Annotated in this window: 21 protein-coding genes and 1 riboswitch; of the genes, 7 read left to right on the top strand and 14 right to left on the bottom strand. The window is 45.3% G+C overall.

From position 1 onward, the window contains the following. Window positions 1-79: 79 nt before the first annotated feature. From thiE to thiM, 3 genes are read right to left on the bottom strand one after another with little or no spacing between them, the layout of a single operon-like run. Window positions 80-730 (bottom strand): thiamine phosphate synthase, encoded by a 651-nt coding sequence (gene thiE / locus H150_RS0101585; protein ID WP_211206662.1) that lies wholly within the window; start codon window positions 728-730, stop codon window positions 80-82. After that, window positions 705-1,526: a bifunctional hydroxymethylpyrimidine kinase/phosphomethylpyrimidine kinase gene (gene thiD / locus H150_RS0101580; protein WP_019957289.1), complete on the bottom strand. Its 822-nt coding sequence runs from the start codon at window positions 1,524-1,526 to the stop codon at window positions 705-707. The genes thiE and thiD overlap by 26 nt, the downstream gene beginning before the upstream one ends. Further along, entirely contained in the window at window positions 1,523-2,281 is a 759-nt protein-coding gene (gene thiM, locus H150_RS0101575; RefSeq protein ID WP_019957288.1) for a hydroxyethylthiazole kinase, read from the bottom strand. The genes thiD and thiM overlap by 4 nt, the downstream gene beginning before the upstream one ends. 78 nt (window positions 2,282-2,359) lie before the next feature. After that, a riboswitch (TPP riboswitch) is annotated at window positions 2,360-2,462 on the bottom strand. A 112-nt stretch (window positions 2,463-2,574) separates the two neighbouring features. Here thiM and H150_RS0101570 point away from each other — a divergent pair. The 5 genes from H150_RS0101570 to H150_RS13495 all read left to right on the top strand — a co-directional run bounded on the left by H150_RS0101570 (window position 2,575) and on the right by H150_RS13495 (window position 7,382). Next, a complete protein-coding gene (locus tag H150_RS0101570; RefSeq protein WP_019957287.1) occupies window positions 2,575-3,465 on the top strand; it encodes a hypothetical protein in 891 nt (296 codons plus the stop codon). 15 nt (window positions 3,466-3,480) lie between these two features. Beyond that, window positions 3,481-4,458, top strand: a complete 978-nt coding sequence (locus H150_RS0101565; protein ID WP_019957286.1) for a ribonuclease Z — start codon at window positions 3,481-3,483, stop codon at window positions 4,456-4,458. Beyond that, window positions 4,455-5,318 (top strand): hypothetical protein, encoded by an 864-nt coding sequence (locus H150_RS0101560; RefSeq protein WP_019957285.1) that lies wholly within the window; start codon window positions 4,455-4,457, stop codon window positions 5,316-5,318. Before H150_RS0101565 ends, H150_RS0101560 begins: the two co-directional genes overlap by 4 nt. Window positions 5,319-5,647: 329 nt before the next feature. Beyond that, entirely contained in the window at window positions 5,648-5,890 is a 243-nt protein-coding gene (locus tag H150_RS15410) for a transposase (protein ID WP_051082956.1), read from the top strand. 511 nt (window positions 5,891-6,401) lie between these two features. Continuing rightward, complete coding sequence (locus H150_RS13495) at window positions 6,402-7,382, top strand: acyltransferase family protein (protein ID WP_019957284.1); 981 nt, start codon at window positions 6,402-6,404, stop codon at window positions 7,380-7,382. Between the two features lie 351 nt (window positions 7,383-7,733). On the opposite strand, the gene H150_RS0101545 is transcribed toward H150_RS13495, so the two are convergent. From H150_RS0101545 to H150_RS0101535, 3 genes are all read right to left on the bottom strand, one after another. Next, on the bottom strand, window positions 7,734-9,095 hold the full coding sequence (locus tag H150_RS0101545; RefSeq protein WP_019957283.1) for a GTPase/DUF3482 domain-containing protein: 1,362 nt from the start codon (window positions 9,093-9,095) through the stop codon (window positions 7,734-7,736). Further along, window positions 9,092-10,393 (bottom strand): DUF2868 domain-containing protein, encoded by a 1,302-nt coding sequence (locus H150_RS13490; protein WP_169708857.1) that lies wholly within the window; start codon window positions 10,391-10,393, stop codon window positions 9,092-9,094. Before H150_RS13490 ends, H150_RS0101545 begins: the two co-directional genes overlap by 4 nt. Before the next feature lie 87 nt (window positions 10,394-10,480). Continuing rightward, window positions 10,481-12,262 carry an autotransporter domain-containing protein gene (locus H150_RS0101535; protein ID WP_019957281.1) on the bottom strand — a complete coding sequence of 594 codons (1,782 nt, stop codon included), beginning with the start codon at window positions 12,260-12,262 and terminating at the stop codon, window positions 10,481-10,483. A 291-nt stretch (window positions 12,263-12,553) separates the two neighbouring features. Here H150_RS0101535 and H150_RS0101530 point away from each other — a divergent pair, with 291 nt between their 5' ends. After that, window positions 12,554-13,897, top strand: a complete 1,344-nt coding sequence (locus H150_RS0101530) for an NAD(P)-binding protein (RefSeq protein WP_155970366.1) — start codon at window positions 12,554-12,556, stop codon at window positions 13,895-13,897. A 32-nt stretch (window positions 13,898-13,929) separates the two neighbouring features. Here H150_RS0101530 and H150_RS0101525 read toward each other — a convergent pair whose 3' ends face one another. The 8 genes from H150_RS0101525 to truA all read right to left on the bottom strand — a co-directional run bounded on the left by H150_RS0101525 (window position 13,930) and on the right by truA (window position 20,624). Then, the gene (locus H150_RS0101525; RefSeq protein WP_019957279.1) at window positions 13,930-14,373 is read right to left on the bottom strand and encodes a hemerythrin domain-containing protein; all 444 of its coding nucleotides are present in this window, start codon (window positions 14,371-14,373) and stop codon (window positions 13,930-13,932) included. Window positions 14,374-14,523: 150 nt separating this feature from the next. Further along, entirely contained in the window at window positions 14,524-15,675 is a 1,152-nt protein-coding gene (locus tag H150_RS0101520; RefSeq protein WP_169708856.1) for a PQQ-dependent sugar dehydrogenase, read from the bottom strand. Window positions 15,676-15,697: 22 nt separating this feature from the next. Next, window positions 15,698-16,144 (bottom strand): hypothetical protein, encoded by a 447-nt coding sequence (locus tag H150_RS0101515; RefSeq protein WP_169708855.1) that lies wholly within the window; start codon window positions 16,142-16,144, stop codon window positions 15,698-15,700. A gap of 159 nt (window positions 16,145-16,303) precedes the next feature. Next, window positions 16,304-17,176: an acetyl-CoA carboxylase, carboxyltransferase subunit beta gene (gene accD, locus H150_RS0101510; RefSeq protein ID WP_019957276.1), complete on the bottom strand. Its 873-nt coding sequence runs from the start codon at window positions 17,174-17,176 to the stop codon at window positions 16,304-16,306. A gap of 10 nt (window positions 17,177-17,186) precedes the next feature. Then, window positions 17,187-17,981: a tryptophan synthase subunit alpha gene (trpA, locus tag H150_RS0101505; RefSeq protein WP_019957275.1), complete on the bottom strand. Its 795-nt coding sequence runs from the start codon at window positions 17,979-17,981 to the stop codon at window positions 17,187-17,189. Window positions 17,982-18,005: 24 nt separating this feature from the next. Further along, a complete protein-coding gene (gene trpB, locus H150_RS0101500; RefSeq protein WP_019957274.1) occupies window positions 18,006-19,205 on the bottom strand; it encodes a tryptophan synthase subunit beta in 1,200 nt (399 codons plus the stop codon). Further along, the gene (locus H150_RS0101495) at window positions 19,180-19,812 is read right to left on the bottom strand and encodes a phosphoribosylanthranilate isomerase (protein ID WP_019957273.1); all 633 of its coding nucleotides are present in this window, start codon (window positions 19,810-19,812) and stop codon (window positions 19,180-19,182) included. Before H150_RS0101495 ends, trpB begins: the two co-directional genes overlap by 26 nt. Next, entirely contained in the window at window positions 19,809-20,624 is an 816-nt protein-coding gene (gene truA / locus H150_RS0101490) for a tRNA pseudouridine(38-40) synthase TruA (RefSeq protein WP_026353383.1), read from the bottom strand. Before truA ends, H150_RS0101495 begins: the two co-directional genes overlap by 4 nt. Window positions 20,625-20,714: 90 nt before the next feature. Here truA and ubiG point away from each other — a divergent pair, with 90 nt between their 5' ends. Further along, window positions 20,715-21,437 carry a bifunctional 2-polyprenyl-6-hydroxyphenol methylase/3-demethylubiquinol 3-O-methyltransferase UbiG gene (gene ubiG / locus H150_RS0101485; RefSeq protein ID WP_019957271.1) on the top strand — a complete coding sequence of 241 codons (723 nt, stop codon included), beginning with the start codon at window positions 20,715-20,717 and terminating at the stop codon, window positions 21,435-21,437. Window positions 21,438-21,465: the final 28 nt, after the last annotated feature.

Here is a 21,465-nt window from a genome sequence, read left to right as displayed (position 1 = left end):
TGGCTGCTGTGAAAAAGCACCGCAGCATAAAAAACAAGCGTCCTGTAAGATTTACAGGACGCTTGTTTTCATCGTGCATTCACACGCCCAATTGATAAAAATCCCGCACAAAATCACGATGGCGACAAATGGCAGAAATCACCGCAATGCCATCTGCGCCCGCAGCAAACACCTCAGGTGCCCGCTCCAAATTAATCCCTCCAATGGCCACCATCGCCACATCTGGAAAAGCCGCACGCGCTTGTTTGAGCCACACCAAGCCCGTTGGTGCATTGGCATCCATTTTAGAAACAGTAGGGTAAATCGGTCCCAAACCCACATAATCTGCGCCCATTGCCATGGCGCTGGCCACTTCTTCGACGCTGTGTGCCGACACGCCCAAAATTTTGTTGCCAATCAACGCACGCGTTGCCGCGACATGGGCATCATCTTGACCAATGTGCACGCCATCCGCATGAAGCTTCAACGCCAACGCCACATCGTCATTCACAATGAACGGCACAGCATGTTCACGACACAAAGCCAAACAAGCGCACGCAAATTGTTCATACGCTTCAGGCTGATTTTGCAAGCTACCAACCCCTTTTTCACGCCATTGAAACAAGGTGATGCCGTCTATTAAAGCATTTTTCAACACTTGCAAAGCCTGTTCAGGACGCCCATCCACATCTTGGCTGCCCATGATGAAATACAGTTTTAAATTTTCACGCCCAAACACATTCAACCTCACATTGTCCTTGTTGCTGACGATAAGCACGATGGTTGGTCGGACCGTGTCCATGACCCAAATGGATATCATGCACAATGCCCAAATGAATAAAGCGTTTGGCTTCGACCATCGCTTCAGGCATGCCAAAGCCTTGCGCCAAAAATGCGGTCAATGCCGCTGAAAATGTGCAGCCTGTGCCATGTGTGTTTGGGCTGTTGATGCGTTCGGTTGCCATGCTAAAACGGCGACCGTCGGCTAAAAATACATGGTCACGCGCAGCTTTTTCTTGGCTGTGACCGCCTTTCATCACCACATTTTTCACCCCAAAGCCCAGCAATACTTCTGCGGCTTTAGCCATGTCTTCGACCGTTTCAATTTTCAGGCCGCTCAATACTTCTGCTTCTGGCACATTCGGCGTTAACACCGTGGCCAATGGCAATAAATCAGTGCGCATCGCTTCAACCGCTTGTTGTTGCAACAGCGATGCACCACCTTTGGCAATCATCACAGGGTCAACAATCAACATGCCTTCAAAGTCTTGCAAACGCTTGGCAACGGTTTGGATGATGTCGGCAGAAAACAACATACCTGTTTTGATGGCTTTGACATCCAAATCGCTTAAAACAGCATCCAATTGTGCCAACACAAAATCTGCAGGCGCCGCATGCACGCCATGCACGCCCAACGTATTTTGCGCGGTCAAAGCGGTGACAACTGAAGTGCCAAACACACCCAATTCTTGAAACGTCTTCAAATCCGCTTGTATGCCTGCGCCGCCGCCACTGTCCGAACCTGCAACCGTCATCACCACGTTCATGCTGTTATCTCTGTTGAAATCTGTTGCAATGCATTCAAAAATGCCACTTGAAAACTGCCCACTGCTTGATGGGATGCCGCTGCGGCTTGTTCCGCCACACGTTTATAGTCTTGCAATACCGAAGCGGTTGCCTCTAGTGCATTGTCAGCGCCAACCAAACTCGCCGCCACTACCGCACTGAGCAAACAACCCGTTCCCGTCACTTGTGGCGTTAAAGTGCTGCCGCCAGCAATTTCAAGCACACGCTCACCATCGGTGACTATGTCGACTTCGCCTGTCACAGCCACCACAGTTTGATATTGTGTTGCCACTTGTTTGGCCAAAGTGATGGTATCAATGTCGCCCTCGCCTGCGTCCACGCCTTTTTGCTGCCATGCAACGCCCGCCACGGCTGCCAATTCACCGATATTGCAACGCAATACCGCCAATTTAACTTGCTGCATGATGCGCTCTGTGGTGGTACGGCGAAATTCGGTGGCGCCTGCACCAACAGGGTCAAATACGACCGGCACGCCCAAATTATTGGCAGCGATACCTGCAGCGAGCATGGCTTTGACAGACTCAGAATTGAGTGTACCCATATTGATAGACAAAGCACCTGCAATGGCAACCATTTGCGCCACTTCTTCAGGCGCATCAGCCATCACAGGAGATGCGCCAATGGCGAGCAATCCATTGGCTTTGAAATTGGCAACGACAATGTTGCTGATACAATGCACCAAAGGTGCGTGTTGGCGAATATGATATAAACCCATGTTGGTTGTCCTTTTGAGAAGTTCAAAAACCAACACCGTTCAGTGGTGAGTAAAGCGGCCTGAAAAGCCTTGCTTTTCAGATTCAAGACGCTTGCTCCCTACGCCGGTATTAACCGACAGGTTCAAAGGGTCAGATCGAAATCTTTCTCAACGCCCAAATGGCGTTCCCCTGCAACGATGTGATGTTTCGCACTATAACACTGTGCTCAAAACTTGTCAGTTTTACACTGTATGCCCTACACTTAAGCAAACAGTCTATTTGATTAATCACTTTCACGATTGCTGCAACGACAATGCTGAATTTATATGCGGTTTTAAACGTTTCTTCGACTGCCTCAGATGCTGAATTAAAACAAGCGATTGATGCCGCAGAATCCTCACAACAACTGCCTGATGCAGTAGTGCAAAGTGCCCGTTTTTATTTGTTAAATACCAATCTACGCCAAGCTTATGACCACTCACTCAAGCAAGCTTTGCAAAAAGGCACCTTAACCACCGATTGGAAAACAGAGCTGTCCAAACAAAAAACTTTGCCTATGACCCATACGCAAGCTTTAGCCCAACACCATCAAGCCACCACGTCAGCCCACACACATACCTATACACCTGCGCGCTCACCTGAACGCCCCAAACCACGTATGGGTGCTTGGCATTGGTTATTATTATTAGGATGTTTGCTGGTGACAGGTGTTTTGGTCATCGCATTGTGGCAAATGGCACAAGTACAAATGCGCCAAGACCAAAAGATTTTGCTGCAACAACATTTGTCCGAACAGCAAGTGCCGCCTGAAAATTGGAATACGTGGCTGCAAAAAGAGGGCGAGACGTATTTGCCTTCTAGCGATGCTTCTCACGCTTATTTAAGCATCCATAAAAATGCTACCCAAGATTTACCCGTTTTGGCTTTGCCGCGCGCTAAAAACATTGATTGCGGAGAACGTGGCAATCAGTTTTGTGACGTGACTTTTGTGTTTGACGGACAAGCACCATACACTTATACCGCACAAATCATCGGCAAGAATTTGGTCTTCAAAGATATGCAACAAGTCCCATTTTTAATGCGTGAATTGAGCCGCTCTTCGTATATCAAAGCCGTCTTTCCTAACAGTGACGATTTGCCTGAAATGCATTTTGGACGTGATTTGATGCCACCTGAAAACACCAAACCCGCTCGCAGACGTTAACGCAAAGAAAACCGTATGTTACATTGGCAATTTTTAGGTACTTCCGCTGGCATTCCAACCAAAAAACGCAATGTCAGCGCTTTGGCATTGGGTCAATACCAACGCAAGCCGTGGCTGCTCATCGATTGTGGTGAAGCGACGCAACACCAATTGCTGCATACCGATTGGTCTATGCACCATTTAAGTGCTATTTGCATCACCCATGTGCATGGCGACCATTGCTATGGTTTACCCGGTGCAATTGCCAGCGCAAGCATGCACAAACGCACCGCACCTTTAACCATCATCGCTCCCGATGCAGTATGGCAATGGCTACAACAAACCATTGCCTTAACCGATATGCATTTGACGTATGAATTGCAATTTATCCATGTTGAACAACTTTTGCATGCGCCCATAACATTAGATGGCTTTGTCATCGAAACCCACGCTTTGAACCACCGTGTGCCAAGCCATGCGTTTAAAATCACTTACACCGAATCCAAACGCCAATTGAATCTTGCCGCTTTAGAACATGCTCAAGTTCCCAAAGGCAAAACATGGGGCTTGTTGCAACAAGGTCAAGATGTAGAAATCAATGGACACACTTATGATTCTGATGATTTTGTCATCCAGCAACAACACCGCGCTTGTGTGATTGTAGCGGGCGACAACGACACGCCTGAACTGTTACAGGACGCTTGTGTGGATGTAGATGTGTTGATACACGAAGCGACTTATACCCAAGAAGTGGCGGACAAAGTGGGTAGTTTTCCGATGCACAGCTCAGCCAAACAAGTGGCTACATTTGCACAAAACACAGGTTTGCCAAATTTGATTTTGACCCATTTTAGCAGCCGCTATGCCACCAAAACTTTGTTACAGCCTTTGCTGCAAGAAGCGCAACAATTTTACGAGGGACAGGTATTTTTGGCAGACGATTTTCAGGTATACCATTTACTTAAAAATGGCGAATCTAACCGTTTATCATTGTTTTTGCAAAGCCATTCATGAGCCCACCTCGCATCAGCAACATCTACGTTTTACTGAGTCTCACACCGCTGGCAGACAGCCAAGCCATCGCACAAGCCATCCAAACCCACAGACACCATCACAGCCTCAATCCCGCTATTTTAGACAAAGCCGAAGCTTGGTTGCTCAACCCTGCAACGCGTCAACGCTACGACGCCCAATTGCGCCAACAACAACCTGATTTGTTTACGTCCATATCCCCGTCATTGCAATTGGAAACGCACAATGAGCCGCATCGTTTGGGTTTGTTAGACAACAGCATTCACGATGGGCGGGGCGATGTGCGCATTGAGCCTGATGTGTATTTGGAGCAAGACATTTACGCCACATCCCACAAGCGTTACAGCTTGGTGAGCAAATTGATAGTGTATGGTGCCATTGCCGCATTGATTTTAGGGCTTGTTTTACTATTCAGTTGGCCTATTTTACAGCGCACCATTTTCGCGCCTAGCGATTGGGACAAATTAGAATTTCAACAAGCCTTGGTGCAACAAGGTTGGCAAGAAAATGCCCAAGAGCAATATGCTTATTTGGAAGCGGCTGAATATCCGAATCAATTGGCATTGAAATATGAAAAAAACGAAGTTTGGCCGATGTTAATCAATACTTCATGCGACATGAATCCGCAAGGTTTGTGTCAGGTGAAAGTCAACATCCGCACTCACAACCATAATGATTTTGAATTTGATGATACCGTTGGCATGGGTTTGCGCAACGATTTGCCTTTGGTCACGCGCGCACTGCGCTCTGACATGGTCACCGCATTACAGGAAGCCCGCCAAATCCAAGTGCGCATTTACAACGGCAATCAACCGATGGAAATGACTTTCAGGCCTGAATAAACGGTCTGTCAATGTTACAGGACGCTTAAATTATTTTTGGGTAATATTTTGAGCAAAGCGGTCAATTGTTCCATGCCCTTGAATGTGGCAGGGATTTTGTCATCGCTTGATACAATGGTCGAAAAAATTAAATTTTCGAACTTTAATAAGCAAGCTACCTAAGATATTTTAATATCATGGCATCACAAAGGAGTAGTAACTCAACCGATTATGAAAAATTTCTGTCTTTCAAATATCTGAAATCAATAAAGCCTGCGGGACATTTGAATAGGTTGGATAGAGGACATTAAAATATTATCACCAAACAATCTTTTAAACATCCCCTATCTATGCCTACAACCATTATCATCAAGGAGCAGTGGCAGAAGCTAAAGCCAATTTTCCTAGATTTGAATATTGATGACAAACTCAGTTTGAAAGACACCTTTTTAGGCATCATTTACCGCCTCAAAACTGATTGCCCTTGGCGATATTTACCAAACTATTATGGCAAAGCGAATACTGTATTTAAAGCATTTAGACAGTGGTCTGCTTCTGATTTGTTTTATAGACTATTAAGAATACTGATATGAAGTAGGTTTCAACTGATACCACTTATGTTTTAATCCATCAAAGCAGTGCAGGCGCAGCAAGTGGTAGTAACCAAGGCACGACCAAAAGTGTTGGTGGTCACAGCCCGAAAATATATTTGACTGTTAATGCATATGGCAATCCGCTTGAATACTTGAACTTTTGGATTTAAAAGATACTGAGTTCTTAAATACAGACAAAGGCTATGCTTCTGAAGCATTTAAAGAACGCATTCATTTCCGAGAGACTCATACCAATACTCCTCGAAAGAAAAATGCCAAAACCAGTAATGGTCACATGGACTAGAGAATTTATCAGGCTAAGCATGTGGTTAAAATACATTTGCCTTGCCAATCTAAAGCATCAGCGGGCTGTATTCAATCGCTACGACAAACTGCTCAACAGCTATATTGGGACAGTTTCATTATCTTGCAGTTTGATTTGGTTAAAATTGTGAATGTTCAACAGCCCCTATAATATGTTCATCTAAAATTTTAAAAAGAATAAAACCAGATGCCCAGAGATACTTATTTAGATACAGGTAAGGCCATATTGATATTTTTAGTTGTTTTAGGTCATTTTTTGGAAAAATTGGTAGGATGGAAAAGTCCTGAAATTAAAGCAATATTAGCAACAATATACACTTTTCATATACCAGCCTTCACTTTCATCTCAGGAATGTTTTTCAAAGATAAAGATTTGGTGAAAAAAGTCATTTATTTTTTCTCTTTATTGATTCCTTTTCAAATCATTTATTGTCTTTTTAATTGGGGATTAAAAGGGGAGATTTATTTAGAGTATTTAATCTCTCCGTTTTGGATACTTTGGTATATAGCTGCTATGATTGCATGGACTGTCATGACTCCTTTACTGAAGAAACTCAAAACACCTGTCATTATCGCTGTGGCCTTATCATTGCTCATTGGGCTTTCACCGATTAATAATTATTATTTTTCACTAGGCAGAATTTTTGTATTTTTTCCATTTTTTGTAATGGGTGCTTTTTATGGACATCAAATCGTCAATTATGTAAAACAAAAGAAGCTTTGTTTATATGCTGCCCCATTCATTTTTATTGGTCTGTTGGTTTATTATTTTTATACAGATATCAACAAATACTGGCTTTATGGAAGTTTCAGTTACTCACAATTGGGCGTAGATGCAATATCAGGTATGATAAAGAGAATGGCTTTTCTAGCTCTTTCTTTGATCACTGTCTTAGCATTCTTTTCCTCTATACAATTGTTTCGTGGTCGATGGCTGCAATTAGGACAACGTACGTTATCTGTCTATATTTTTCATGGTTTCGTGGTGTTAATCATCGTATCATTGTTTAATCTCAAAGATGATGTTGCTTTCACTATATTTCTCAGTACTATCACAACTTTTTTAACTTGTTTAATGTTAAAAAAGAATATTTTTTACAATTCAATCAATTATATAAATAAAAAAATATGCAGCAATTCTCCCTTTTTTAATGGACAGAATCAGTAGAATCAAACAGTCATTGACCTTCTCTCCGAAAAATACTTCATTTAAATCAAAAAAATCACATGTTAACAGAGGCTTTTCTAAACCACATAAAGCCTCTGCCAACTGCTTCATCCAATCTTGTTAAAATATCTCATTTTCAATAGACTATTTAGTAATATGATTGATTTTCTTAAAAAATTTTTTGATTCTAATGGACTAAAATCAAACTTCTATCCATACAAAAACACCCTCTTATCAACTATTTATTTTATGCCAAAAACACATTAAACCAACTTACCCATACCAATATGAAATAAGCGTCCTGTCAATGTTACAGGACGCTTAAAATTGAGCCATGAAATACTCAATACATCATTCCTTCTGAGCCAATACCACTTGTTCTTGCTCCAAAATCATCGCCAATTCAAGCGCTGCAGTTTGGCGGCTGATTTGGGCTTTTTGTACAGATATGCCTTGATTTAGGCTTGACCATTGCGGATGGGTGCGCGCATTTTTCAAAGGCTTAGGCAAACGGCTGTTGCGCCATAAAGCTTCCCAATCTTGCAAATTCAAAACGTGTTGTGAGGCATGCCCACGTTTGTTCAAAGTCTCCATCAAAGCTTTGCCGCGAGTGGCCAACAACACGATGGTGGCAGGGTCGATGTGAATGGTTTTGATGCGTTTGATTTTGTCGCTGATGCTTGCCGCATTGGACAACACGCCACCGAGCATGCCACCCAAAGCCGCACCCAAACCGCCCGACAAACCCAAAGTCGCCGCATCCACACCCAATCCAACCAAAGCGCCCACTGCAGCTCCAGTACTCGTTCGAATGCCCATTTTTTTGAGCAATTCGGCATCAAATGGATTTTGTGAAAACGCTTGCGCCATCCAATGTGCAGGCAAATCGGCTTGTTGGTAAAAGCGAAACAATTGCAGCAAATTTTGTTGGAAATGAGCCTCACGTTGGCGCACTTTGGCTTGCATATTGGCCAATACAGGCTCTAACGGCTCATGCTCTTGTACGGTTTGCACAAATGCCGCCACATCCATCAAAAAATGTGCCAATAATTCATGCGCTTGCTGGTGCAAAACATGCCATTGTTCACGGCGTTGCGTTTGCAAAATGTCCAAAATCGAATGGTGATTGAGCAAAATATCCAACTGCGTCCACAGCAGCATTTCGCTGTCAAAATCAAATGCTACGGTGTCAAATTGGCTGTGTACATGCAAACTGCGCCGCGCGAGCATCTCGTGCCAAGCAGCAGCATTGCCTGTTTGCACAAAATTGAACACCGGCATCACAGGCTTGGCGCACCAAGACAACACCGTCAATTCGTCTTTGTATTTCGCCACCACAGGTTCACGCGCATCAATCACATACAAACTGACATCGCTTGCCAACACTTGACGCAAAACTTTGGCTTCTTGCGCAAACTCGTTGCGTGCCACAGCGTCCTGTAAAAATTGTTCGATGCGTTCAATGCCATCCAAACGATTGACTGTATTGTGTTCCAACCAATCGAGCAAACCGCCCGCATCTTCCAAACCGGGCGTATCAAACAATTGCACGGCATGGTTTGCATCCACTTCAATACTGGCAATTTGGACATGGCGCGTGGTGGCAGGTGCATTTTTCACCTCACCAAATACCTCATCACGCAATAAAGTGCGCAACAAAGAGGTTTTGCCAGTATTGGTGTGTCCGACCACCGCAATATTCAAATGCTTCACGACTGCCCTTCCTGTTGCCACAAAATCGCTTGCTCATTGAGTTTGTGTTGCCACAATTGCAAACGTTCTTCATCTGCGTATTCTTGCCACAAACAGACGGTGAAACCTGCTTGCGCATGATCGGCATATTGGTTCAAACGACGCATCACACCACGATCGGGCATGCTGTGAACGCGCACCCACAAATACAATTGGCTCGCTTGCATTTGCAAACGCTGTAACAACACCGCTTGCTCTTCGCGACTGTCAATGATACCCAGCGACACTGCGCCTACAGGACGCTGCTGCCATGCGCGGCTATTGGGCTCGGTTTCCCAAGCCGCAACGAATACCGTGGCGTTGGCCACAACCGCTGCATTTTCAGGACGCTTGTGCAGTGCATCGTCACGATAATCGGCTGCGCTATCGACCACTTTCGTACTCCACAAACGCTTTAGGCGTTGGTAATACGGTAATTGCAATGGCAGCGCAAACAGCATTTTCTGACTGTGCAAATGGCAAAATACCCACGCCAACATTCGCGGCACAATGCCATACAGCAATAAAGACGACCACAATAAATTCGCCCACTGCTTGGAAAATGCCACATCGCCCAAAGCTTCGCTGCTCGCTACCGCATGTAAATCAGGCACATTCAAACCCAAAAGCTTCGGCAACCACGCCAACGCCATCACCATATTGCCCAAGCTGCCTGAATCGAGCAAAGTCGATTGCCAATTGAACGTGTATTGGCGCACCAACAACATCACCACCACGCCCAGCAACAACCCGCCCAAACTCGCCAACCACAATTGATGGCTAAGTTTGCCCCAATGCCACTTCATTTCAGGACGCAACCATTGTTCTTGGTAATAATCTGCCAAAATACGTTGTTCAGGACGCTTGTTGCCTAAAGTCGCGAACAATCCCAACCCACTCATGCCTGTTACAGTGCGCCTGCTTTGCCACAACCACACCAGCAACATCAACGCATTCATGCCCAAAACGCTGATTAAAACGTAAAAGAAATTCAAACTGGCCGTTTGCATCAAACCAACCGCACTGACCACACCCAACACCAACCACAATACCGTCAGCGCATACACCCACCATTTGGCTTGATTGTGCCAATGGACAATGCGCTTTTGTAAGCGTTGGTCTTGGTCTATGGCTTGGGCTCGCTGCCATAATTTGTCTTCCCAATGACCATCGGTCTCTTTTAAGGCCGCATTCACGCGCGCAGGGTCCACTGCAAACACATGTTGTGCCTCTTCCAAGCGGCGAATGTATTCAATCAATGTCACTTTATTTGGTATCACAGCCATTATTCCATCAAAAAACGCTTGCATTGTAACATTTTGCAAGCGTTTTTAAGGTGTTACAGGACACTTAAAGCATCCCACTGATTAAAAGCGATAAGACGTATTCAAATACACCGCCGTTTGGGCATTCACTGCATCACCAAACTGCGCATTCACGCCTGCGCCCAGATGCCATTGTTCGTTGATTTTGCCATTGACACCCAACTCCAACAAACCGCTGTTGCGCGCTTTGTCTTCGTTCACAGGCACTTCAAAATGCAAAGCATCCATGCTGTTCAAATGCGCACCCACTTTATCCACACCATCTTTGAATTCACGCTGCCATTGCAAAGAGGCAAACGTGTCCCATTTTGGATTGATTTGATACGCCATTTGATAACCCAAGCTGCTTTGTACCGATTCTTGCTTCAATGCATCAAATGTCATAGCGCTGAAATCTGCACCCGATTCTTGCAAACGATCTATTGACGCTTTTTGCATGCTCACACCCACAACAGGACCATGACTCAAATCACCATGTTGCCAATTCAAACCTGTCATCAAGCGCACACCATATTGGTCGCCATCGCCACTGGCTTGGTGATTCTGGGTTTTATTGCCCAAAGCCAATTGGCGCTGCGTGTCCACATCCAAATTGGCATAATACGCTTGCGCATTCACCCACGCAGAGCCGCTTTGCCAGCGACCATACACGCCACCTGCCAATCGCTGTTGGTCGTATTGGTGAATATGACCTGTTTTGCCATCAATGCTGTCGTGCGCCACATAAGTGCCAACCGTCCACTCCCCCAAACGCTTGTCCACACCGATGACCACTTTACCACCTGCGCCATCCAACTCACTATTGGCCGCATTGCCACTACCCAAAGCCACACCACCTTGTACCCAAACCGCCGTTTTGCCATCTTGTAAAGGTGCAATATTGTGCAAACGTCTGTCCACATGCTGCATTTGCGCCAAACCTGCTTGATTGGCAGCACGACCCAAAACCGCCATTTGCGCAGGTGCTTGCAGCACTGCTGCGGCATATTGTCCAACCACCTCATGGGCTTTACTGGTCGGATGCACGCCATCGGCAAACAAATACGTTTGGTCGGCATTCGGTTCTAATAATTGTGCAGGACCACATTGCACAGAGCTGGTTGTGCCACAAGCTGGCGTGGTGACATTTTTAAAGCCGTAAGAGGCAGGATTTTTAGAAACATCATCGAGCAAAGAATAAATATCTAAAGGAATGATATTGGTTTTGACGCTGTTTTTGATAAATGGCTCATACAACGCTTGGTTGTAGGTTTGGCTTAGCTGCGTACCCGCGGCTTCATTGCCACGAAAAGCAGGCGTCATACCTAAATTAGGTAAATTCGGCACCAAAATGTATGTTGCACCTGCACTGGATAAACTGTGTATGGCAGTCGTGTGATCAATAATCGCGGCGGTCATCGTCGCTTGTGCTGGCGCTCCTGCAGTAATGGCAAACAAATCATTTGCGCCACCCCAAACCGCATACAAAGCACGGCTATCCAATTTACCACCTTGAGAGGCTTTGAGCTGTGCAATCTGAGTCTTGATAGATGGAATGGCAACCGTCACTCCTGCTACCGTATCGCTGGTATCCTCACCCACACGCGCACCACCGACCGCATAATTGTTTCCACCCAAACGACTTGGATTGGCATTGCCGCCCAAATGAGCAGCCAAATGTTGCGACCAAACTTGACCTGGATTGGTGGTAAAACGTTGTCCCATAAATTGACCGCTGTCGGTCAAACTGTCGCCCATAAAATACGTATTGGAAAATGGCTGCGCCTGTACCAATACACTCAAACCCAAACAGGCCACACAAGCAGCCAAATATGTTGTTTTCATTGTATTCCTATTGGTTTTTATTTTAATTCATCAGCATAACAGAAGGTCTTTCATCCCCAATTGTTTACATCACAACGCCCATCACCAGCCAACACATTTACAACACAATCATTCAAAACCATCGTCATTAATGAAGGTTGGTGAGATTTTACTTTTAAATTTGTAACGAATCATGCGTTTTCTGTGCAGACACAATATGTCCACAAATACATGATTTCATTGAATTCACCAAAATGAATCTTGGAATCCAACAAACACATTTACAATATACCCCATACAAGGTTATGGTAAATGCTTATATTTAACTTGATGAAAATGTCATTGAAACCTTTGAATATTGGCATTATTGGCAACAGTCTGGCAGGTTTGACTGCAGCTTATGTATTGCGCCAAAACGATCATCGTGTCACTTTATTAGAACACTTCAATCCTACAGAGCAAAGTGCATATCAACATGTCCCTTCTCAAAACCATTTTGATGCTCCTTTTCACATATTGAATCCTACTTTGTGGCTCAATACTTTGTTGTTAGCAGAATTATTAGGCATCAATACTGACCACGTACACACGCACATGTCGTGTTCATGGCTGACAAGCAAACGAGAAGTTGGAAAAACTTGGCTTAAAACAGGTCGCTTAGGTGGCTTACAAACACCAATTCCGACTCATCCACGTTTTAACAAATATGCGCCTACTTTGGCTTGGGGAATTTATCGCTTTAAATGGGCCTTGCAAAAACTGCCAGAGATGAGTAACACCATAGATTTGCAAACATGGTTACAACAACAAAATTTACCACCATTGTTTTGGCATGGTTGTATTTTGCCAATGTTGTTAACTTTATGTAGTTGTGATGTGGCCAATTTAATGAAATGGCCAGCCAAGCCTTTATTGCATTTTTGTCATGTGATGTTACAAGGCAAAAACCTGTATCGGCTGCAAGGTGGTACCCAATATTTAGTCCGGGCTTTACAAACTGACAATACTCATATTCCTGCCCAAAACATTCAAGCTGTATGGCAAGAACATCAACAAGTGTATGTGAAAAATGACCTCGATCAGATTCACCATTTTGACCATGTCATCATTGCGACCACCCATGCGCAAACATCGTTTTTAGATTCGCATCAATTTGTGCAAGAACGACAACTGTTAAACCAGTTGCCCTATACAGAGGGAATTTTGGTCAACCATACGGACACACGTTTAATGCCCAATGATCGCCAAGATTGGAGTATTCTAAATTATCTGATGTCGCCCGATGCCCAACAACAAAGTTTGACTGTGTGGCTCAATCCCATAGAAGCGGCCTTAAAACATACCCATCAACCATTATTACAAACTTGGCAATCTTTGATGCCAATTCCATCCGAACACATCATCAGCCAAACTCACTTGACGCGTTCCATGTACACACCTGAGTCACTCCACTCCATACTCACACTACAACAATTGCAAAAACAAGCCTCTCCCAATCAAAAACGGGTGTGGTTTTGTGGTGCATGGTTCGGTGGTGGTTTGCCGATATTAGAATCTGCCGTGACTTCAGCAATTGATGTATGCAATCAATTGGGTGCCGCTTGGCCTAGATTGTTTGAGCAAGATGCCAACTCTTCAATACAAAAAGGCCAATGAATCGAGATGAATAAGCAGAAATACCAGCTGTCTTATGCCGCATCGTATATTTTATGGTATTCATCCCAATATTGATGCGCCAAACTTTGTTTTTGTAATTCACTTAAAATTTCTTTGGCTTTGGGAAAAAATTGCTCCTCTTCCTCATGCAAATGCAATAAAACCATGTCAGTCACTTGCCTCATTTTCACCAACCATTTGGAATGGCTATAATCCAAAGCATCGATTTCTCGCAGCAAATCTTCTAATTGATGGTGCTCAAACATAACATGACGGGTAATTTCTAACCCCTCATCATGAAACATCAATGGCGCATAAAAATAACGCTCCTCTGCTTGAGCATGGGCACGCAACTCCAGCATCAATTGTTGATGCAATTGGCGTCTTTTGGTTGTATCGCCTTTGGTCTGCATAATTTTGGCACACAAACCTCTTTGCTTATCGTGCGACTGCAACAATGCATCAAAAATACTCATGCTCAGCCCTTTTTAAAATCTGCTCAAATTCAAACAACTTGCTCAACAGAAAACAAAAAAAACAAAAAGTTTCCCAAATCAATGCATATTACTCATTCATACAACATCAACACCCATACAAAGTATTTTCAATATCCAACCATACCGATATTAAGGAGGCAATAATTGACGCAAACGCCCCTTACGACCATCTTCTAAAATCCATACTCGACCATCTGGGCTTTGTGCAACCGAACGGATGCGCTCTTTCATGTCATATCGTGCCATTTCTTGCGCACTATCGGCTTGGATACGCACTCGAATCAAAGCTTTGGAAGACAAACCACCCATTAAAAAATCGTGTTGCCAATTCGGGCGGCCTGAACCTTGATAACGTATTAAACTAGATGGAGAAATCACAGGTGTCCATACGATTTTTGGCGCAATGAATTCAGGACGGGTATCATGATTGGGAATCACACGGCCACTGTAATGATCGCCATCTGACACTTCAGGGTAACCATAATTACCTCTTTTTTGTATCAAATTGAATTCATCTCCGCCTTGAGGTCCCATCTCATTGACCCACAAGCGACCTGTAACATCCAACGCCATGCCCAATATATTGCGATGACCCAAAGACCAAATTTGCTCAGTCATGGCACCTTGCCCAACAAAAGGATTGTCACTAGGCGTGCTACCGTCATCGTTCAAACGAATGATTTTGCCCAAATGACTGTTCATGTCTTGCGCAGGTTGAAACTTTTGACGCTCGCTCGAAGAAATCCACAATTTGCCATCGTGACCGAACAACAATCTGTGACCGTAATGCCCCTTACCTGTGACTTTCGGCATTTGTCGCCAAATGACTTCCACATTTTGCAAAGATAAATTTGGGGCAACACCTTCAAGCTTGGCTCTGACCACTGCCGCACCTTGCGTGTGCTTGTCTCCTGCCTCGGCATAACTCAAATACACCAAACGATTGTTGGCAAAATCAGGATGCAACGCCACATCTCCCAATCCTCCTTGCCCACCATACACCACAGCTGGCACGCCTGAAATATTGTGAATGGCTTTGGTATTAACATCAACCCATTGCAGCTGACCAGATTTTTCTGTAATCAAAACAGCATCATTGCTCACAAACACCATCGCCCAAGGCTCATTCAAGGACACCACATCTTGCCATTGCAACACTTCTTCATTAGCAACAATGATAGACTTCGAAGTCGCGACCGTTTCAGCTTGGCAAGCGCTCATACTGAACGCCAAACTCAAACCTAAGCTACAATGGCATAACCATGCTGTCATTGTTTTCATTGCTGTTCCTGATTGTGCTAGATTAAAACCCACATACTCGTCTGAATAAAGTTTGCTCAGCCTCACCGCCTTCATCCACATTGCTTAACTGAAACAACAAACCTTGACGCAAACGGTAGTCATATTCATGCACCACTTGTCCCTTATCCGTCAAATATTGTGCCGCAGGCGTGTGAAATTGGCGCTTGTCACAACGATAATGACGCTGTGCAATCACAGAGTCCACAGATAAATCCGTGGCCTTAGATTGTCTCACCTCTGCATTAAACGCAGGCTGATCTTGCTCACGTTTCACAACCACAGTTCTGGCTTGTGTATCAATCGATTCAGGAACAAACGACAAACGTGGAGTATGGCTGTTATATCTTATACCAGATGGACTGCCTAATATGACCCATTGTTCAGCCATCGCCAAAGGCGCCAATCCCATCAAACAGACAAATCCAACCTTACGGAAATAACGCGACACAGCTCTTCCCTTCTATTCAAGTTTTCGCCATATAAATATGACATATAACCATGCAAATAAAATAAATTAAGTTGTTTTTAACCGAAACCACCGTAAAAAGCCACAAAAAAAGCGTCCTGTATTTACAGGACGCTTCTACAAATCAGATTGAAGCTGCGATTAAGCGACTTTCACCGCTTCATGACGTTGTAATAAAGTCAATAAATCAGCCAAAGTTTGTTTCATCTCACGACGATCAACGATTTGGTCAATAGCGCCTTTTTCCAACAAAAATTCAGCACGCTGAAAGCCTTCAGGCAAAGTTTCACGCACTGTTTGCTCAATCACGCGTGGACCTGCAAAACCAATCAAGGCATTTGGCTCAGCCACCACCACATCGCCCAAGAAAGCGAAGCTGGCAGACACACCACCCATAGTCGGATCGGTCAATACAGAAACAAACGGCAAGCGTTTTTCAGACAACAAATGCAAAGCCGCTGAAGTTTTGGTCATTTGCATCAAAGAATTCAAGCCTTCTTGCATGCGTGCGCCGCCTGAAGCAGCCACACAAATGAATGGACAATTCAAACGCACCGCTTCACGCACACCGCGCACGAAACGCTCGCCTACCACCGAGCCCATAGAGCCGCCAATGAATTTGAATTCAAATGCTGCCACCACCACAGGTAACCCAGCCATTTTGCCACTCATCACCACCAAAGCATCGTCTTCACCTGTCGCTTTGCGTGCGGCAACCAAACGGTCTGGGTATTTTTTGGTGTCTTTGAATTTCAAAATGTCTACTGGTTTAACATCGATACCAATCTCTTGGCGATCTTCTTCATCCAACAACACACCCAAACGCTCACGCGCACTCAAAGCATGGTGGTGACCACACTTTGGGCACACTTGCATGTTTTTCTGTAAATCAGTGGCATACAACACCTCTGAACAAGATGGACACTTGCTCCACAAACCTTCAGGCACATTCGAGCGGCTGCTCGTATCACGGCTTTTGATTTTTGGAGGTAAAATTTTGTCTAACCAACTCACGTCAGTCCCCTTATACTGCTGCTTTCACAGCTTGGTTTAACTCTTGTACGATGGCGGCAACAACCGCTGGCTCATTGCCTACATTGTTTTCAATGGCTTGCACCAAACGGCTACCTACAATCGCTGCATCCGCAACCTCAGCAATGGCTTTTGCACTGGCGGCATCACGAATACCAAAACCCACGCCCACAGGCAATGGCACATATTGTTTGACGAGCGCAACTTGCTTGGCCACAGCAGCCACATCCAAATTCGCTGAGCCTGTCACGCCATTCAAAGACACATAGTATACAAAACCACTGGCTTCTCGAGCAATCGCTTCAATGCGCTCAACCGGTGTTGTTGGCGAAATTAAGAAAATACAATCGATGCCAGCAGGTTTCAAATATTGATTCAAAGCGCCAATTTCTTCAATCGGACAATCCACGGTCAACACGCCATCAACACCTGCCTCAGCCGCTGCTTGCGCAAACGCTTCGTAACCCAAGCGGTGAATCGGATTCAAATAACCCATCAACATCACAGGTGTGGTTTGGTTGGTCTCACGAAATTGTGCCACCAAACCCAACACATCGCGCAAAGAGACGCCTTGCGCGACCGCACGCGTTGCCGCACGTTGAATGACCTCACCGTCTGCCATCGGGTCTGAAAATGGCACGCCCAACTCAATCAGATCGGCGCCGCTGTCGACCAAAGTGTGCATCAATTGCAAAGTCGTGCCCAAATTGGGGTCGCCTGCGGTAATGTAAGGAATCAAAGCTTTTTTAGCTTGTAAATTGGCAAATACTTGACTGATTCTGCTCATAACAATTCTTTCAGGACGCTTGGATTAGATTTCAATGCCACGAAGCTTGGCAACCGTGTTGATGTCTTTGTCACCACGACCAGACAAATTCACCAAAATCACTTGGTCTTTGGCCATTTTTGGTGCTTCACGCACCGCCCAAGCCAACGCGTGGCTGCTTTCCAACGCTGGAATGATGCCTTCTTTGCTGCACAGCAAATCAAACGCCTGCATCGCTTCGTCGTCATCAACCGAATCGTAAACCACTTGGCCTGAATCTTTCAAATAACTGTGTTCAGGACCCACACCAGGATAATCCAAACCTGCCGAAATCGAATGTGTACCCAAAACTTGGCCGTTTTCGTCTTGAATCAAATAGCTTCTAAAACCATGCAACACACCTGGCTGACCTTTTGCCAAAGGTGCCGCGTGGTCTGCTGTATCCAAGCCGCGGCCTGCTGGCTCAATGCCGACCAATTTTACTTGTGGCTCGGTCAAATACGGATGGAACAAGCCAATAGCGTTAGAACCACCGCCCACACACGCCACCGCCACATCAGGCTGGCGACCAATCAATTCTGGCATTTGCACTTTGGCTTCGTTGCCAATGATGCACTGAAAATCACGCACAATTTGTGGATAAGGGTGCGGACCTGCTGCCGTACCTAAAATGTAGAAGGTGTCGTCAATATTCGCCACCCAATCGCGCATCGCTTCGTTGAGCGCGTCTTTCAAGGTTTTCGAACCACTGTCCACCGCCACGACTTTCGCACCCAACAATTTCATGCGAAACACGTTGGGCATTTGGCGCTGAATGTCTTCGCTGCCCATATACACAATGCATTCCATGCCAAAACGTGCAGCTACGGTTGCCGTTGCCACACCGTGTTGACCTGCGCCAGTTTCGGCAATCACACGTTTTTTGCCCATACGTTTGGCCAGCAAAGCTTGACCCAAAGCATTGTTGATTTTGTGCGCGCCCGTGTGATTCAAATCTTCGCGCTTCAAATAAATTTGCGCACCACCCAAATGTGCACTCAAACCTTCAGCATGGTAGCAAGGACTAGGACGACCCACAAAATGACGCAAATAATAGTCAAATTCTTGTTGAAACTCAGGATCAAGTTGCGCCTCAGCATAAGCGTCCTGTAACTGCTTCAAAGCTGGAATCAAGGTTTCCGCGACAAATACACCGCCATATTCGCCAAACCAGCCTCGTTCATTCGGTAAATTCTGTTCCTGCACATTTTGCTCCTTGTATGAATTGACGCATTTTCTGAGCGTCTTTAATGCCTTTGGCCGCTTCTACTCCGCTTGAAACATCCACTGCCATCGCACCAGTTTTGGCAACCGCTTCGGTCACATTTTCAGGATACAAACCTCCTGACAAAACCCATGCTTGAGTTAAATTTTTAGGCAACAATCGCCAATCAAACACCTGTCCTGTGCCACCGTACACACCTTCAACATGTGCATCAAACAACAATGCCCGTGCGTCAAAAAATGTTGCTGCTGCCGCTTCGATGTCTTGTACCGAAGCCACACGCACCGCTTTAATATATGGACGCATAAAAAGGCGACAAAACTCTGGAGTTTCATCGCCATGAAATTGCAACACATCCAAAGGTACTTGGCGCAACACTTCATGCACTTGGCTTTCACTTGCATTGACAAACAAACCCACTGTTTGCGTGAAAGCTGGCACCACTGCTGCAATTTGTTGTGCTTGTTCAATACTCACAAAGCGAGGGCTTTTTTCAAAAAACACCAATCCTAGTGCATCCACACCCAAAGCAATCGCTGCCTGAGCATCTTCTACTCGGGTGATGCCACAAATTTTCACACGCGTCATTTTGCTTCTATTCCCCACAACCAAGATGGCACCTGCGCCACAGGCATTGCAAAATGCTCAGGATAATGTACTTGTGTCAAATACAAACCATCAGGCATAAAAGTCGGCGGCGCTTGGGTGCGATTTTTTTGTAATAATAAATGATGAAATTCGTCAGGCGTCAGTTTGCCATAACCAACATACACCAATGCACCAACCAAATTGCGTATCATGTGATGCAAAAAAGCATTCGCTTCAAAATCAAAACAAATCATGCTGCCTTGCTGACTGATTTTCACGTCATACATGGTTTTAATCGGCGATTTGGCTTGGCACTCAGCAGCACGAAAACTGGAAAAATCGTGCGTCCCCGCCAAGCATACCGCTGCTTGCTGCATTGCAGCAACATCTAGTTCACGAAATGCCCAACCCACTTTGCCTGCAAGCAATACAGGACGCACCGCTTCATTGCACAACACATAACGATAAGCACGGCGATACGCATCAAAACGTGCGCTGAATTCAGGCGCTACTTCGTGCGCACTTTGAATGGCGATGCCTTTAGGCAAATGCGCATTGACCCCACGCACCCATGCCGATAAAGGGCGTTTGGCAGTGGTATCAAAATGTACCACTTGACCTGTGGCATGCACGCCCGTGTCGGTACGCCCTGCCACAATGGTGGCAACAGGATGTTGGGCAATTTTTGCCAAAGCGTGCTCTAAAGCGGCCTGAACGGTAGGAATGCCTTGGGGCTGAACTTGCCAGCCATAGAATGCACTGCCGTCATAGTGCAAAATCAGGGCGATACGGGTAGTAGACATGGCGGACATTTTACCTGAATCCGCTTGTGTTGGGTAAGAGTGCCACAAAGCGCGTCCCTTCGCTTATAATAAGCGCCATCAATTTACAGGATGCCCTCCATGACTGAGCCAGCGACCCACATCAATGTCGACCCTAGCGAAATCGAGAAATTCAGCCAATTGGCTCACAAATGGTGGGACCAAGAAAGTGAATTTAAACCGTTGCACCGCATCAACCCTTTGCGTTTGCAATACATCGATGATTATGCGTCCTTAAAAGGCAAAAACGTTGTCGATGTTGGCTGTGGTGGCGGCATTTTGACCGAAGCCATCACCCAAGCAGGCGCGACCACTTTGGGTGTGGATTTAGCAGAAAAATCATTGAAAATCGCCCAACTACACGCCATCGAAACCGAATTGCAAAATGTGTCTTACCGTTTAGTCAGCGTGGAAGATTTGGCGGCAGAACAACCCAAGCAGTTTGATGTGGTGGTGTGCATGGAAATGATGGAACATGTGCCAGACCCAGCGAGCGTGATTCGTTCTTGTGCACAATTGGCCAAAGACGATGGTTGGATTTTCTTCTCCACCATCAACCGAAATCCCAAATCATATTTCCAAAGCATTTTAGCCGCCGAATACATCATGGGCTTGTTGCCACGCGGCACACACGACTACAAAAAATTCGTCACCCCTGCCGAAATGGCGCGCATGTGCCGCAACGCAGGTTTGGAAATTGTCAATTTTACAGGCTTCACTTTCAATCCATTGACCGATGTGTACAGCTTGTGCGACAGCATTGATGTCAATTACATGGCAGCTTGTCGCAAGATTCAAGCTTAAAACACCTTCAAGCGTCCTGTAAATGTTA

Source organism: Vitreoscilla stercoraria DSM 513 (assembly GCF_000382305.1).
Taxonomy (GTDB): Bacteria; Pseudomonadota; Gammaproteobacteria; order Burkholderiales; family Neisseriaceae; genus Vitreoscilla; species Vitreoscilla stercoraria.
Note: the sequence above shows the minus strand (reverse complement) of the source record. Positions and strands in the feature narration are given on the sequence as shown.

Coding starts and splice junctions, on each gene's coding strand:
- thiD (WP_019957289.1), bottom strand. CDS start 1,526: ATGAACGTGGTGATGACGGTTGCAGGTTCGGACAGTGGCGGCGGCGCA.
- thiM (WP_019957288.1), bottom strand. CDS start 2,281: ATGGGTTTATATCATATTCGCCAACACGCACCTTTGGTGCATTGTATC.
- H150_RS0101570 (WP_019957287.1), top strand. CDS start 2,575: ATGCTGAATTTATATGCGGTTTTAAACGTTTCTTCGACTGCCTCAGAT.
- H150_RS0101565 (WP_019957286.1), top strand. CDS start 3,481: ATGTTACATTGGCAATTTTTAGGTACTTCCGCTGGCATTCCAACCAAA.
- H150_RS0101560 (WP_019957285.1), top strand. CDS start 4,455: ATGAGCCCACCTCGCATCAGCAACATCTACGTTTTACTGAGTCTCACA.
- H150_RS15410 (WP_051082956.1), top strand. CDS start 5,648: ATGCCTACAACCATTATCATCAAGGAGCAGTGGCAGAAGCTAAAGCCA.
- H150_RS13495 (WP_019957284.1), top strand. CDS start 6,402: ATGCCCAGAGATACTTATTTAGATACAGGTAAGGCCATATTGATATTT.
- H150_RS0101535 (WP_019957281.1), bottom strand. CDS start 12,262: ATGAAAACAACATATTTGGCTGCTTGTGTGGCCTGTTTGGGTTTGAGT.
- H150_RS0101530 (WP_155970366.1), top strand. CDS start 12,554: ATGCTTATATTTAACTTGATGAAAATGTCATTGAAACCTTTGAATATT.
- H150_RS0101525 (WP_019957279.1), bottom strand. CDS start 14,373: ATGAGTATTTTTGATGCATTGTTGCAGTCGCACGATAAGCAAAGAGGT.
- H150_RS0101520 (WP_169708856.1), bottom strand. CDS start 15,675: ATGAAAACAATGACAGCATGGTTATGCCATTGTAGCTTAGGTTTGAGT.
- trpA (WP_019957275.1), bottom strand. CDS start 17,981: ATGAGCAGAATCAGTCAAGTATTTGCCAATTTACAAGCTAAAAAAGCT.
- H150_RS0101495 (WP_019957273.1), bottom strand. CDS start 19,812: ATGACGCGTGTGAAAATTTGTGGCATCACCCGAGTAGAAGATGCTCAG.
- truA (WP_026353383.1), bottom strand. CDS start 20,624: ATGTCCGCCATGTCTACTACCCGTATCGCCCTGATTTTGCACTATGAC.
- ubiG (WP_019957271.1), top strand. CDS start 20,715: ATGACTGAGCCAGCGACCCACATCAATGTCGACCCTAGCGAAATCGAG.